Origin of the sequence: Chryseobacterium cucumeris (assembly GCF_016775705.1) — a bacterium.
Lineage (GTDB): Bacteria > Bacteroidota > Bacteroidia > Flavobacteriales > Weeksellaceae > Chryseobacterium > Chryseobacterium cupriresistens.
On the sequence record NZ_CP068760.1, the window covers coordinates 3,485,554 to 3,499,667 of the forward strand.

Sequence of the window (14,114 nt, forward strand, 5' to 3'; positions counted from 1 at the left end):
TAAAAATGATTCACAGCTATGTTATAATATCCATTGCAGTCCTGCTGTCTGTGATGATATTGGTAATGATCGGTCAGAAATTAAAAGTAGCTTACCCGATTTTTCTTGTCATTGCAGGATTACTGATAAGCTTTGTGCCGGGAATGCCGCGTATTGAAATAGAACCTGACCTTGTTTTTCTTATTTTCCTGCCGCCAATTTTGTTTGAGGCAGCCTGGTTTACCTCATGGCAGGATTTTCATAAATGGAGAAAACAGATTTTTTCAATGGCCTTTGGGTTGGTATTCTTAACCTCCATAGTCGTTGCTTATCTTTCATCTTCCATTATTCCAGGACTTACTGTGGCAATGGGCTTCCTGTTGGGAGGTGTCAATTCTCCGCCGGATGCAGTAGCTGCTACTTCGGTTCTGAAACATATGAAAATTCCTAAAAAGATCACTAATATTCTGGAAGGAGAAAGTTTGATCAATGATGCTTCCAGTTTAATTGTATTTAAATTTGCACTGGCCGCCGTTATTTCAGGACAGTTTATCTGGAGAGATGCCGTTCAGGATTTCTTCACGATGGCGATCGGTGGAATTGCTGTGGGAGTAGCAGTAGGCTTCCTGTTTGGAGCTTTATTAAAAGTTATTCCGACCAATTCCAATATCGATACCATTATTACCCTTATCGTACCTTATATTATGTATGTGGGAGCAGAACATTTCCATTTTTCGGGAGTATTGGCTGTAGTTGCCGGAGGTTTATTGATGTCTTATAATTCACATTGCTATTTAAGCCATACCTCAAGGATTCAGTCGGGGAATGTTTGGAGTGTTCTGATATTCCTGATGAATACCATCATCTTTATCCTGATTGGTCTTGAGCTTCCCATTGTAGTGGAAGGGATGAAAGAATATACCATTTCAGAAGGTATTTTCTACAGTGTAGTGATTGGCGGAGCGATTATCGGAACAAGAATTCTCTATAGTTACGCATTGATGTATTTCCCAAGAATCTGCTCTAAAGAATTAAGGTTAAAAGTTCCCAAACCGGATTGGAGGGAGCCTTTTATCATCAGTTTTGCAGCAATGAGAGGAGTGGTTTCACTGGCTGCAGCCTTGTCCATTCCTGCTTTTTTACCCAACGGAGAAGCATTTCCGCATAGGAATATTATTTTATTTGTAACCTTCGTGATCATATTGATCACTCTGGTAGGGCAGGGTTTATTGTTGGCGCCCATCTTGAAATTATTAAATATTCAGGATGCCGGAAGCGAATTGCCGGAAGAAAAACAGGAGGTCATTCTTATGCGTAAACTGAAGGAAACAGCATTGCACAAACTGGATAACGATTTTTCTGAATTAGCCGTAACGAACAGCCTTGTACGTCATCAAAAACACAAGCTGGAAAATGAAATGATGCTGATGGCAGACAAAGCCCAATGCATGGCTTCCACAGGAGATTATGTGTCCGCAATCAACGAAAACAAAGATGTTTTGAGACAGATCATTCAGGCACAGAGAAATGAGTTGCACAGAATGAAAAGAGAAAAGATCTTTGATGATCATGTGATGAGAACCATTGAAATGCAGCTGGATTTTGACGAAGCCAAGATCACAGGTTTTTCACATGGGTAATTACAAAATAAATCACAAAAGTCACAAAAGATAAAAGTTAAAATGAACTTGCAGGAATAAAAAGTTCACAAAAGGAAAATTCTGAAATTTTGAAGGCTTACGTGTACTTCTCATGAGTAGAAATTTAAACTTAAATAATTTAGTAGATAAAAACTTTTGTGACTTTTGTGGTTAAAGATTATAGGTAAAATGTGTACATTTAAACATATTAAACCTATAATATGAGTACACCCATCACTGTTCAGTACACCATAAATGCTCCGGCTGAAAAAGTCTGGAAAGCATTAACCGATAAAAATGAGATGAAATCCTGGTATTTTGATATCCAGGATTTTGTTTGGAAACAGGTAAGGAATTCAACTTCTATGAACCGGGAGGTGAGAATAAATACCATCACCACGCACAGATTTTAGAAATAATACCCAATGAAAAATTAAAGCATACATGGTCTTATCCTGATTTTTCAGCCATGAAGACCATTGTAACCTGGGAACTGCTGCCAGAAGACGGTCAAACTTTAGTAAAGCTGACCCATGAAGATATTGAAAACTTTAAAGACTTAGGAGAAGGCTTTTCAAGAGAAAATTTTGTAAAGGGCTGGAATACGATTTTGGGACAAAGCTTAAAAGAATATTTAGAAAAATAAATCATGATCACATTACACCCTTTTACGATAGAAGATGCTCCACAACTGATTTCAAAGATAAAAGACGAAAGAATGCTTCTTCAGTTTGCCGGTCCGGCATATCGTTTTCCTCTCACAGAAGAACAGCTGGAAACTGATCTGTTCAATGAAAACAGAACTCTTTTTAAAATTACAGATGAGACAGGACGTACAATCGGGCATGCCCAGATATTTCTGAAAGAAAAAACATTCCTGTTGGGAAGAATTCTGATCTGGGATGAGAACAACAGGGGAAAAGGTTATGGAAAGAAGGTGATGCAGGAGCTTTTGAAATATGGCTTCAGTCATTTTGATAAAGAAACAGCAGAGCTGAATGTCTACGACTGGAATACCGGAGCTATTGAATGTTACAGAAAAGTAGGTTTTGCTTTTGACCCATACGTTAAAAGCGAAGCAAAGATTGATCAGGAAACATGGGTTTCCCTGAATATGAAAATTCACAGAAATAGTTTTGAATTACAGGAATCATGACACAATTTACCGCACTTCGCCCTGTTTTATGGACTGAAAATCTTGATGAAACCATAGGATTCTATATGCGCGTTCTTGGGTTTAGCCTTATCGACAGGAATAACGAATGGCAATGGGCTTCCCTTCGTAAAGATGAAATATACATCATGCTGTCTCAGCCTGACAAACATGAAAAAAATACTTCCATTGGTTTTTCCGGTTCGTTTTATTTCAATGTAAATAAAGTGGATGATCTTTGGGAAGACCTTAAAACCAAAGCCAAAGTCTGCTATGAAATCGAAACTTTTGAGTGGGGAATGAGAGAATTTGCAATATATGACAACAATGGTTACCTATTACAATTTGGTGAACCCGCAGATAATATTGGCAATACGGAATAAAATTTGCTATTTTTGGAGAAATATTTAGAAATTCAATGAAAAAAAGTATAATAGCGGGTTTCGCAGCGATTTTATTATTGGCGTCTTGTAATAAGGATAAGGAGATTCTTAATACATTAAACACTTATAATACTTCAATGGAGGCGAAGGGATACCATTTCGGAGATAAGCTTGAGCTTCCGAAAGAGGTAACGGAAAATGCAGAAAGCGTAACAATCAGCTTTGGAGATAAAGAAACAACAGATTTAACAATTGATCCTAAATTTTTCACATTAGGAGACAATGCTGTTACATTCAATATTAAAACAAAAGGAGGTGAAGTGCTAAATCAGGATGCTACCATCAATGTATTTGCAAAAAATCCTGAAAAAAATATTCCTTATCAGATTGTAGCGGAATATCCTCACGATCCTAAAAACTTTGTACAGGGTTTCCAGATTGAAGGAAATACCATTTATGAAAGTGACGGGCAGAACGGATCTTCACAGATTTTAAAATATACGCTGGGAACAACAACTCCGCTGGCTTCTACAAAACAGGCTCAGGAAGACTTTTCTGAAGGAAGTACCATCGTAGGAGACAAAGTATATCAATTGACATGGCAAAGCAAAAAAGGATATGTTTATGATAAAAGTTCATTAAAGCTGCTTTCAGAATTTGCTTATCCTAATGTATTGGGTGAAGGTTGGGGATTAACGTATGACGGGAAGAACCTGATCGCTTCTGACGGAAGTAAGCTGTTATATTTCCTTGATGCAAACGATCCTTCAAAACTGATTAAGTATATTGCGGTTGCAGGAAGTTCACAGGCATACGACCAGTTGAACGAACTGGAATACCACAACGGATTTATTTATGCCAACGTATGGCAGAAGCCGATTATTTTAAAGATCAATCCGGCCAATGGAGAAGTCGTGGGAACTTTTGACTTTACTGAAATCGCAAAACAGAATACCAAAGGAAGTGATGATGTACTGAACGGAATTGCCTTCAAAGGGGATAATATGCTGGTGACAGGAAAAAACTGGTCGAAGATTTATGAAGTTGTCATTAAATAAGAAAAGTTTAATAACAATTTCTGTCTGAATAAAATAAAGTATGTAAATTGGTAGCGTTCCCTCAGGAGCGCTATCTTAGTAAAAAGAATTTGAGATTATTATATCTGATACTACTTTTAGTTTTCTGCTCAGTTTCTGCGCAGGATGTACTTCCTTTAGATACTTTAAAACTGAAGGAGGCAAAAGATATGCTTGCCGATGACTACGGAAATCTGTATATCTATAAAAACAAAGATTTTAGTTTTACCAAATATGATTCCCTTGGAAAGCAGATCGGAAAAATGATGCTTACTGTACCCTATAAAGTACAGACCGTACAAAATCCTCTGAATGTGCCATTGTTTTCTGAAAATGCCCAGGAAATGAAATTTGTAGACCAGAATATGAATGAGATTCAACGATTGGATTTTAAACAGAAATTTGGTTTTATCAGAATGGCTTATGCCGAAGATCTGCAGCAGCTCTGGCTTTTGGACGACAGTACAAAACGTCTGATACAATATAATTTCAGAAATGATACCACCATCAACTCATATCCTTTTGATATCAGTTTTGAAGATTTAATGGACATGCTGGTCTATGAAAATAAGGTCTATATTTTAACGAGAAAGCACATCAGGATTTACAGCCTTAAATTCGAAAAGCTTTTCGAAGCTCCTTTGGAAAACGGAAAACGTTTTCGAAGAGAGAATGATATGATCCTGGTGGTTGCCGGTAATTTCATTTCACAATACGTCCCTGAAAAAGGGATGATCACTATTTTCGAAGACCAGGACGCACAAATTGTGGATAAAAACATCCTCTCTTATTTTGCAATCAAAGGGAACAAACTCTATCTTTACAGCCTTGAAAAAGTAAAGAAAGCCCAACAGCAAAAACAGCTCGAAACTCAGCCGGAATCTCCTCCGCCATCTACAGAAAAGCCAGTAGAAAAGACGGAAGAAAAGCCAGATGAGAATACAGTAGAGAAACCTTCAGACAATACTTTACAGAAATTGATTGAAGATATTTCTCAGGTTCAGACTGAGGCTGTCGAAAAACTTATCAACTAATTCGTAAATACAAGGAAAAAGAATATTATGCATATTGCAGTTACAGGAAACATCGGAGCCGGAAAAACAACTTTGACAACGATGCTTTCCAAGCATTACGGATGGGATGCACAATTTGAAGATGTAGATCATAATCCTTATCTGGAAGATTTTTATTCAGACATGAGCAAGTGGAGTTTCGCGCTGCAGGTGTATTTCCTGGGAAGCAGATTCCGTCAGGTAAAGGAGATCAGGGAAAGCGGGAAAAACATTATTCAGGATCGTACGATCTATGAAGATGCTCATATTTTTGCGGAAAACCTGAATGATATGAACCTTCTTTCAGACAGGGATTTCAATAACTACTCATCAGTATTTGATCTGATGAAGTCTTTCGTATCTGCTCCGGATCTTTTAATCTATTTGAAATCTGATGTTCCTAACCTGGTTAAAAAAATCTATAAAAGAGGTCGTGAATATGAAGCATCCATCAGTATTGAATACCTTTCCAAACTGAATCAGAAATATGAAAAATGGATCTCCAACTATACAGAAGGAAAACTTCTGATTGTAGAAGTGGATGATCTTGATTTCGTTGAAAAACCTGAAGATTTCGGGTTTATTCTGGAGAAGATTGAAGCAGAGCTACACGGATTGTTTTAACATATTTTTATCACAACATTAAGACAGACTCAGGGTAAATCTTTTTAAATTTGTTAAGATCAAGTTTAATTTTTGAATAATGTATCATGGTAGTTAAAGTTTTACATAACGGAAACTGTTCAAAGTCAAATGCTGTACTGGAGTATCTTGACGAAAACGGGGTGCCTTTTGAGATCATTAATATTGTTGAAGATCCTTTAAGTCCTCTTGAAATAAGAACGGTGCTGAAGAAACTGAATCAGAGTGTTTTTCATATTATCCGTAAAACCGATAAGCTTTACGTTGAGAACTATGCAGATAAAAACTATTCGGAAGAGGAATGGATAAAGATTCTTTCCGAAAACCCATCTTTAATACAAAGACCCATTCTGGTAAAAGGTTCAGTAGCAATGCTGGGAAGACCTATTGAAAATGTAAAGTTCTTTATTGAAAAATAGATGAAACTTAATAAATAAAAAAGATCCGTTCTGTTAAAGGGCGGATCTTTTATGTTATGGTTTTTTTGTAGTAACCGGGCCGTTTATCGCCTTATATAAAGCTTCCAGTTCTTTTGGAGGACGTCCGGAATCAAATTCTGAGGAGGTATACTCTTTTCCGCCAGCGGTAATGATCATAGATGATATCATTGCCTGGTCAGAATATCTGCCTGTAGTTGGAGATTTGAGTTCAGATATCTTCGGTAGGTCAATGTTCTGAGCCAGCCTGGAAACTGCCAGCCATTCGGCGGTGGAGATTTTGGTATTCGTAATCTCTTCGTTGATATTGGACTCTTTTGAAGAGGGTGTGAAAACAATGTCCCTGCTGAACCCTCTTGTCCTTTCTGTTAAGCGGATCTGTTCAATCTTTTGCTGCTGAACTGCAGAAGAGATATTTTGGGTATTATTTTCGCTGTTATTTTTGTGCATACAGTTTGTAGCAGAGGTTGCTAAAATGACATTAAATAGGATCAGTTGGATGTTCATCATATTCTGTTTTTATGTATTAGTAATAAAAAACCGCTTCATCATGATGAAACGGCCTTTGTTTTTACAATAGAATAACGCCTTCTATTTTTGCTACTTCTTTATAAATATTCACTACCTGATTGGCATCCAGAACAAATGCATTGATATTGCAGGCCGTGTATTTTCCATTTTTGCTTTCGCGGTTTCCCAGTGTAAATTTAATACCATCAAAAACTCTGTAAATTTCAGTAAGTTTTGCCTGGTCTGTAGGAATAATAAATTTAAATAAATAATCCTCCGGAAAATCATGATGATCCTCCAGCTTCTCCCTCAAAGACTGATAAAAGTCTTCAGGGCTTGCGTGTTGATTTCCTTGTAATATATCCATCTGCAATTGTTAATATAATATAAAAATAGCGAAAATTTTCCTATTTTCCAAACGGTCCCAGCAGGGACTTGGAGTTCTGGTGTTCATAATCTTCAATGATATTGAATAATCCATTCACCAACTGTTCAGAAGCAAGTTTACTCAATCCTCCTGAATTGACAGTGTTGTTATTCCCTCCTAAAAGACTGCCCAGAAAATTACTGCCAGATAGCGCTGTATTAATAGTTTTTACAATTCCATATTCATTCAGTTTTTCATCTACTTTAGGAGCAATGGCAGCAATAAGCTGCTGGGATGTTTTTTCCTTCAGAATCTGTGTTGCAGTGGTTCCCTGCATAATTCTCGTTACATCCTGAGCATTCAGGCTGTTTACAGCATCCTGTAAAATAGGTTTTGATGTATTCACTGTGTAAGCTGCTGCCTGTGCTATATAATCTCGTTCTTTGGCTACCAGTGAAGGAGCAATTTTCTCCAGTGTGGAATTGATGTCTCTCAACTCTTTGGGAAGGGCTTTATCAACCATATTATTCTGCAGGAACGCTTCTTTGTTGCCATAGATACTCATTCCCTTATCAATACCATTGAGCAGAATTCTTTTGATAATAGAAAGCCCCATGTCTGATGTTGCCAATGAAGTGCAGGATTGTACAGTGGTGGTAATAACAGCACCGGTTCCAATCAGAAGAGCGGCTGCAATGATATATTTTTTCATTGATTTTTTTATTATGTATTTCTAAGATGCATTTGTCAAAAACTGCACCAAAGGTAATTACTATTCCCAATTTAACAAAATATTAAATTGAGTACATGTTTTGGTGAATATTGTGTCAAAAATGTTAAAATTTCATTTGTAAATATGATGAACAAAGGATCTTGATTTTAAATTAAAAATTATAAAATCTATATTTTTGGCATTTTTCATTTAATAAAGTATAGTTATTTTTAAATATTTAAGATAGTTTAACAGTGTTGGATATTTTTTATATTTTTGGCTAATGTCTTTTTTTGAGATTTTAAATAACTCCACTATTTAGAGACAGGTGCAAATTTGAATTTATTTGAATAAAATTGAAACTATATGAAACAAAGTAATTTAAAGTATTCAGGTCTCATTGCCGTGTTATATTTCGGGATGAACGTGAATGCACAGGTTACGCAGGATTCTGCTAAAGTCCAGAAGATTGACGAAGTCGTTATGATTGGATATGGTAGCCGTAAAAAAGTAGACAACACTACTTCTATTAGTTCTATCAGTGCGGAGGAAGTAACCAGAACCAAAGTATTGAATGCGTCACAGGCTATTCAGGGAAAAGCTGCCGGAGTACAGGTTATTGCTTCTGATGCGCCGGGATCAACTCCGACAGTAATGATCAGAGGACTTGGTACTGTATTGGGTGGAAGAACACCTTTATATGTAGTTGATGGAATGTACGCCGATAACATCAACAATATCAACTCTAATGATATTCTTACCTATGATGTATTGAAAGATGCTGCAGCATTGGCAATCTATGGTAACAGAGCGGCTAACGGGGTAATCATTATTACTACGAAATCAGGTAGGGGGAAGTTAAGTGTTACCTATGATGGATTGGTTGGATTCAGAACCCCTTTAAAAACCATTAAAATGGCTAACGGGACTGAATTTGCAACTTATAATAATGCAGGTAAAGCAAGTACTTATCTGAACCCTAATCAGCCGTACAACACAGATTGGTTCAAAGAAATTACAAGAACAGGGATTTATAACCAACATAATGTTTCTATTTCAGGATCTTCAGAAGCTGCTAAATACTTCTTAAGTTTAAGTAATTATGATGAGCAGTCTATCCTTAAAGGAACAAATTATAACAGGACTACAGTAAGAACCAATAACGAATTCAGGATTACCAAAGGTATCAGATTAGCGCAGACTTTAAGTGCTACCTTTACCAATGATACTCCTAAATCGTATGGTGCTTTTACAAATGCATATAAACAATCGCCATTAGTCCCTGTATATTATCCGAATGGAAAATATGGTCAGCCTATATATAATAAGACCAACGGGAATATCGATTATGAAGGAGGGCGATTTAATAATGTCGGGAACCCTGTAATGCAGCTTGCCTATGACAATCAAAGAGGAAAAAATTTCTTATTGCAGGGTGGGTTAAAACTGGATATTGATATTTATAAAGATTTGAAGTTTACTTCTCAGTTTAGTGGTGAGTACAATAATTATAAATATTACAATTTTGTAAATTCCAAAGCATTCTGGTTAGATAGCGATCCAATGAGGGTTGATAGTGGATATGATACTTCTTTGCCTCTGACAAGATTAACCAATAAAAACCAAAACTATTTCAACTGGGTACTTAATAACTATTTAACCTATAGCAAGAAAGTAGGAAATCATGATATTGAAATTGTAGCTGGTACAGAAGCTTCAGTTGCCAATGGTCTTGAAACCTTAACGATCAACAGAAAGAATGTACCCGTTTCACAAGACTACTGGAATCTGGATGGCGTAGATTACTATGGTAATTTATTTAGTGATAATACGACCAAAGCCATTGAATCTATAAAAGGGAACAGAAACACCACAATTTCTTATTTCGGAAGGCTTCAGTATAAATTTATGAACCGTTATTTATTAAGCGGGACAATCAGAAGAGATGGATCATCTCAGTTCGCTGAGGGACACACATGGGGGACATTTCCATCATTTGGAGCCGGATGGATCATTTCTGAAGAAAGCTTTATGCAGGACGGATTCTTTGATCTTTTAAAATTAAGAGGAGGCTGGGGTAAATTAGGTAACCAGAAGGTTCCGCTAAATTATTTGCCACTTTCATCCGGAGCAACATATAATTATGGATTCGGTACATCGCCTGTAAGTAATGGAATAACTGTTAATCAGGGATATGACCCTAGTTTAGGATGGGAAGTAACCGAAGAAACTTCGTTAGGATTAGATTTTGCAATCCTGAATAAAAGGTTATCGGGTAGCTTTGATGTTTATAACAGAAAAACCAATAATCTTATCTTGGGGGTGGTACCTTATCTTGCAACAGGTATTTCTGAAGTGAATTTTTCACACATGGGAAGTGTTGTCAATAAAGGTGCTGAGATAAGTTTAAACTGGGCTGATAAAGTAGGTGAGGATTTTACTTATTCAATTGGTGCCAATTATTCTTACAATAAGAACAAACTTGCCAGTATTGATCTTTCCAAGCCGGTTTCTCAACTTGTGGGAGGAAATCTTGGAAACGGACAGGATACAAAAATTTTTAATGCTAAGGCAGTTGGTTACGCATTAGGAAGTTTCTATCTATGGGAAGCAGACGGTTATGATGCAAACGGTAACCTGAAGTTTAAAGACTTGAATGGTAATGGAGTTACCGGAAGTGCAGATCCGGGAGACAGACGTTTCTTTGGCTCTTACATACCAAAATCAACCTTAGGTGTTAATTTTTCAATGTCTTACAAGAATTGGGATTTTGCTTTGAGCGGTTATGGAGCTTTTGGATTCAAAGTGTATAATGGTAAAAAAGCACAAAGGAATGGTGGAGAAAATGTCGAAGCTTCTGTAGCGAATGATTTCTGGACTCCTACAAACACTAATGCAGCAAATCCTGTAAATCCTGCAAATATCCCAATTGCATCAACATTCTATTTGGAAAGTGGAGATTATTTCAGAATCAATAATATTTCAGTAGGGTATACATTTAAAAATGTAACGGATTATATGAAATCAATTAAGCTCTATGTAAGTGCGATTAATCCAATTGTATTCCAGAAATACTCAGGATATTCCTCAGAATTATCAGGATATAATCCTGCAGATCCTACAGCAGAAGGAGATCCAATTAAACGTGCAGGCGTAGAATTAGATGCTTATCCTACATTGAGATCTTTTGTATTTGGTGTTAACCTAAATTTTTAAAAAAATGAATAAGAAATATATCATAGCAGCTGCATTTTTAATTTTAGGAGCTGTTAACCAGAGTTGCAGCAATGACTTCGTTGATGTATCACCTACAGAAAAAATTCCTGAGGATGCTTTGGGTGAAATATACAATAATAATGAAGGAGCCAATAGTTTGGTAACTAGTATTTATGCAAAGTTTTTAGACTGGAATATGAGTACGTTTGCATGGATTGGAGTGACATCAATTGTTTCTGATGATGCAGATAAAGGTTCAAGTCCAAGTGATTCAGGTTCAGATAAAGACATTTTGGATGCTTTGACATTTACAGCATCAACACCATCATTCAAAGAATTGTTTGCTTCTAATTATCAGGGGATTAACAGGTGTAATCAGGCGCTAAAATATCTTCCTAAATTAGATAAAGCAGACCCGCAGTTACGTCAGAGATTAATAGGAGAGGCAAAGTTTTTAAGAGCATTTATGTACTTTACTCTGGTAAGATCTTTTGGAGGAGTTCCGCTAGTAGACCATGTTCCCGTAACAGGGGTTGAAGCTGATAAGCAAATGACACTTACCAGAAAAAGTAAGGAAGAAATTTATGCATTCATTGAACAGGATCTTAAGGATGCCATAGCCGTTCTTCCTAATAAATCAGCCTATGGGGCAGGTAATATAGGGAGAGCATCTGTTGGTGCTGCCCATGCGCTTTTAGCAAAGGTGTATTTATATCAGAAGAAATGGCAGCTTGCTGTGGATGAGACTAATTTGGTTACAGGGTATTCATTGACACCTAATTTCCAGGATATTTATAAAGTTTCAGGAGAAAATAATGCTGAATCTGTTTTCGAAATTAACGGAACAGGAGGGACAGCAGGAAGAGCAATCCAGCAGTACAGCCAGGTTCAGGGAGCCAGAGGTACTACAGGCTGGGGCTGGGGATTCTCTACTCCTACCCAAGGTCTGTATGATGCTTATTCTGCAACAGATTCAAGAAGAGATGCTACGATTATCCACAGAGATATGACTTTATATGATGGATATTATGTAGGTCCAAATACAGAAAATAAATTCTATAATTATAAAGCTTATTCTTCCAATTATAGAGATCAGGCTTCAACAGACGTAAACATTCGTTATCTGAGATATGCTGAAGTACTATTAATCAGAGCTGAAGCAATGAATGAGCTTGGACAAACATCTGCAGCTATTCCTTTCCTGAATCAGGTAAGAAACAGAGCAAACATCGGAAACACGACTGCTTCTTCTCAGGCAGACGTAAGATTGGATATCTGGAAACAAAGAAGATTAGAGCTTGCTTTCGAACATGACAGATGGTTTGATCTTGTAAGAACCGGACAAGCCCAGGCAGCCATGGCGGCTGATGGTGGTAAAAAATTCATCGTTGGAAAACATGAACTATTCCCACTTCCACAAGACTTTATAATGGAAGCAGGTGGATTGTCAGCACAAAACCCCGGCTATTAAAATTTAATCAATAAAAACTTTAGAGGAGAATGAAAGTTCTCCTCTTCTTTTAGTAAGAAACCCTAAAAAAGAGATCTCATGAAAAGGAACGTATTATCAATGGCTATTACTTCATTATTCTTTGTGTATTCCTGTAAAAATGCGCCCGTTGCCAAACAGGAAACCGGAAAAACTGAAGCGGTAAAAAGCAATATCACGGATGAACAACTGATGGACAGAGTGCAGAAGGATGCTTTAAAATACTTCTGGGACTATGCAGAACCTAACTCAATGCTGGGAAGAGAACGTTACCATGAAGATAATATCTATCCGGATAACGATAAGCACGTGATCACTACAGGAGGCTCAGGCTTCGGGTTGGCAACTATTCTGGTTGGGGTGGAAAGAGGATTTGTTCCAAGAAAAGAAGCAGTGAAAAGGCTTAGTCATATCATGGATTTCCTGGCTAAAGCAGACCGTCACAAAGGAGCATGGTCACATTGGATCAATGGAGAAACCGGAAAAACAGTCCCGTTCGGAAAAAAGGATAATGGCGGTGATCTTGTAGAAACGGCATTTCTTACCTCAGGAATACTGATGGTTCGTGAATACTTTAAAAACGGAAATGCAGAAGAAAAAGCCCTGGCAGAAAAATGTGATGAACTGTGGAAAGGAATCCAATGGAACTGGTATACCAAAGGAGGTGAGAAAGTTCTATACTGGCACTGGTCACCGGATTACCAATGGGAAATGAATTTTCCTCTTGAGGGATATAATGAATGCCTGATCACTTATATTTTAGCAGCGTCTTCACCTACTCATTCTATTGATGCAGAAACCTACTATAAAGGCTGGACCAGAAACGGAACTTACCTTACAGATAAAACAAAATACGGACTACCTCTGTATGTAAAACACAACTATGCCGAAGAATATGGCGGCCCGCTTTTCTGGGCACAATATTCATATATCGGGCTTGATCCTACGGGATTATCCGATAAGCTTGTCAAAAACTACTTTGACATCAATAAAAATCAAACCCTTATCGATTACAAATACTGTGTTGAAAATCCAAAACAATGGAAAGGGTATGGCCCCAACTATTGGGGGCTTACAGCCGGATATACCAGAAATGAGGACGGAAGCACAGGATACACCGCTCACATGCCTGGCAATGATAATGGAGTGATTACTCCTACAGCTGCATTGAGCAGTTTTCCCTATACACCAAAAGAATCAATGGCTTTCCTGAGATTCATGTATACCCAAAAACCTGAATTCATAGGATCTGCGGGACCTTATGATGCTACCTCCATTAATTATAACAATTGGTTTACCCCAAGATATCTGGCGATAGATCAGGGAACGATAGCACCCATGATTGAAAATTACAGATCAGGATTCCTTTGGAAGTTATTTATGAATGCCCCGGAAATTCAACAGGGATTAAAAAAACTAAGCTTCCGGTCAGCCAAATATGGACTCAAATAAATTAAT

At 37.2% G+C, this 14,114-nt stretch carries 15 protein-coding genes; 12 read left to right on the plus strand and 3 right to left on the minus strand.

The features are described from left to right. Positions 1-5 precede the first annotated feature (5 nt). From JNG87_RS15585 to JNG87_RS15620, 9 genes are all read left to right on the plus strand, one after another. Entirely contained in the window at positions 6-1,619 is a 1,614-nt protein-coding gene (locus JNG87_RS15585; protein WP_202839391.1) for a Na+/H+ antiporter, read from the plus strand. A 221-nt stretch (positions 1,620-1,840) separates the two neighbouring features. Next, a complete protein-coding gene (locus JNG87_RS21735) occupies positions 1,841-2,032 on the plus strand; it encodes an SRPBCC domain-containing protein (protein ID WP_262896812.1) in 192 nt (63 codons plus the stop codon). Beyond that, complete coding sequence (locus JNG87_RS15590) at positions 1,957-2,265, plus strand: SRPBCC family protein (RefSeq protein WP_262896813.1); 309 nt, start codon at positions 1,957-1,959, stop codon at positions 2,263-2,265. The genes JNG87_RS21735 and JNG87_RS15590 overlap by 76 nt, the downstream gene beginning before the upstream one ends. Before the next feature lie 3 nt (positions 2,266-2,268). Next, complete coding sequence (locus JNG87_RS15595; RefSeq protein ID WP_202839393.1) at positions 2,269-2,775, plus strand: GNAT family N-acetyltransferase; 507 nt, start codon at positions 2,269-2,271, stop codon at positions 2,773-2,775. Then, positions 2,772-3,155, plus strand: coding sequence for a VOC family protein (locus JNG87_RS15600; protein WP_202839395.1), 384 nt, complete (start codon positions 2,772-2,774; stop codon positions 3,153-3,155). Before JNG87_RS15595 ends, JNG87_RS15600 begins: the two co-directional genes overlap by 4 nt. A gap of 35 nt (positions 3,156-3,190) precedes the next feature. Then, positions 3,191-4,213: a glutaminyl-peptide cyclotransferase gene (locus JNG87_RS15605; protein WP_202839397.1), complete on the plus strand. Its 1,023-nt coding sequence runs from the start codon at positions 3,191-3,193 to the stop codon at positions 4,211-4,213. 89 nt (positions 4,214-4,302) lie between these two features. Further along, complete coding sequence (locus tag JNG87_RS15610) at positions 4,303-5,265, plus strand: hypothetical protein (RefSeq protein ID WP_202839399.1); 963 nt, start codon at positions 4,303-4,305, stop codon at positions 5,263-5,265. A 27-nt stretch (positions 5,266-5,292) separates the two neighbouring features. Then, a complete protein-coding gene (locus tag JNG87_RS15615) occupies positions 5,293-5,907 on the plus strand; it encodes a deoxynucleoside kinase (RefSeq protein WP_002977952.1) in 615 nt (204 codons plus the stop codon). 86 nt (positions 5,908-5,993) lie between these two features. After that, complete coding sequence (locus JNG87_RS15620; RefSeq protein ID WP_110011032.1) at positions 5,994-6,344, plus strand: arsenate reductase family protein; 351 nt, start codon at positions 5,994-5,996, stop codon at positions 6,342-6,344. A 54-nt stretch (positions 6,345-6,398) separates the two neighbouring features. On the opposite strand, the gene JNG87_RS15625 is transcribed toward JNG87_RS15620, so the two are convergent. The 3 genes from JNG87_RS15625 to JNG87_RS15635 form a co-directional block, all read right to left on the minus strand. After that, positions 6,399-6,872: a hypothetical protein gene (locus JNG87_RS15625; RefSeq protein ID WP_202839401.1), complete on the minus strand. Its 474-nt coding sequence runs from the start codon at positions 6,870-6,872 to the stop codon at positions 6,399-6,401. 61 nt (positions 6,873-6,933) lie between these two features. Further along, entirely contained in the window at positions 6,934-7,239 is a 306-nt protein-coding gene (locus JNG87_RS15630; RefSeq protein ID WP_047433612.1) for a DUF493 family protein, read from the minus strand. A 40-nt stretch (positions 7,240-7,279) separates the two neighbouring features. Further along, the gene (locus JNG87_RS15635; protein ID WP_110011034.1) at positions 7,280-7,951 is read right to left on the minus strand and encodes a DUF4197 family protein; all 672 of its coding nucleotides are present in this window, start codon (positions 7,949-7,951) and stop codon (positions 7,280-7,282) included. A gap of 366 nt (positions 7,952-8,317) precedes the next feature. Between JNG87_RS15635 and JNG87_RS15640 the strand changes: the two genes are divergently transcribed. The 3 genes from JNG87_RS15640 to JNG87_RS15650 all read left to right on the plus strand — a co-directional run bounded on the left by JNG87_RS15640 (position 8,318) and on the right by JNG87_RS15650 (position 14,108). Further along, positions 8,318-11,167, plus strand: a complete 2,850-nt coding sequence (locus tag JNG87_RS15640) for a SusC/RagA family TonB-linked outer membrane protein (RefSeq protein ID WP_202839408.1) — start codon at positions 8,318-8,320, stop codon at positions 11,165-11,167. Positions 11,168-11,171: 4 nt separating this feature from the next. Next, positions 11,172-12,638, plus strand: a complete 1,467-nt coding sequence (locus tag JNG87_RS15645; protein ID WP_120231639.1) for a RagB/SusD family nutrient uptake outer membrane protein — start codon at positions 11,172-11,174, stop codon at positions 12,636-12,638. A gap of 78 nt (positions 12,639-12,716) precedes the next feature. Continuing rightward, complete coding sequence (locus tag JNG87_RS15650) at positions 12,717-14,108, plus strand: glucoamylase family protein (RefSeq protein ID WP_202839409.1); 1,392 nt, start codon at positions 12,717-12,719, stop codon at positions 14,106-14,108. The last annotated feature ends 6 nt before the right edge of the window (positions 14,109-14,114 follow it).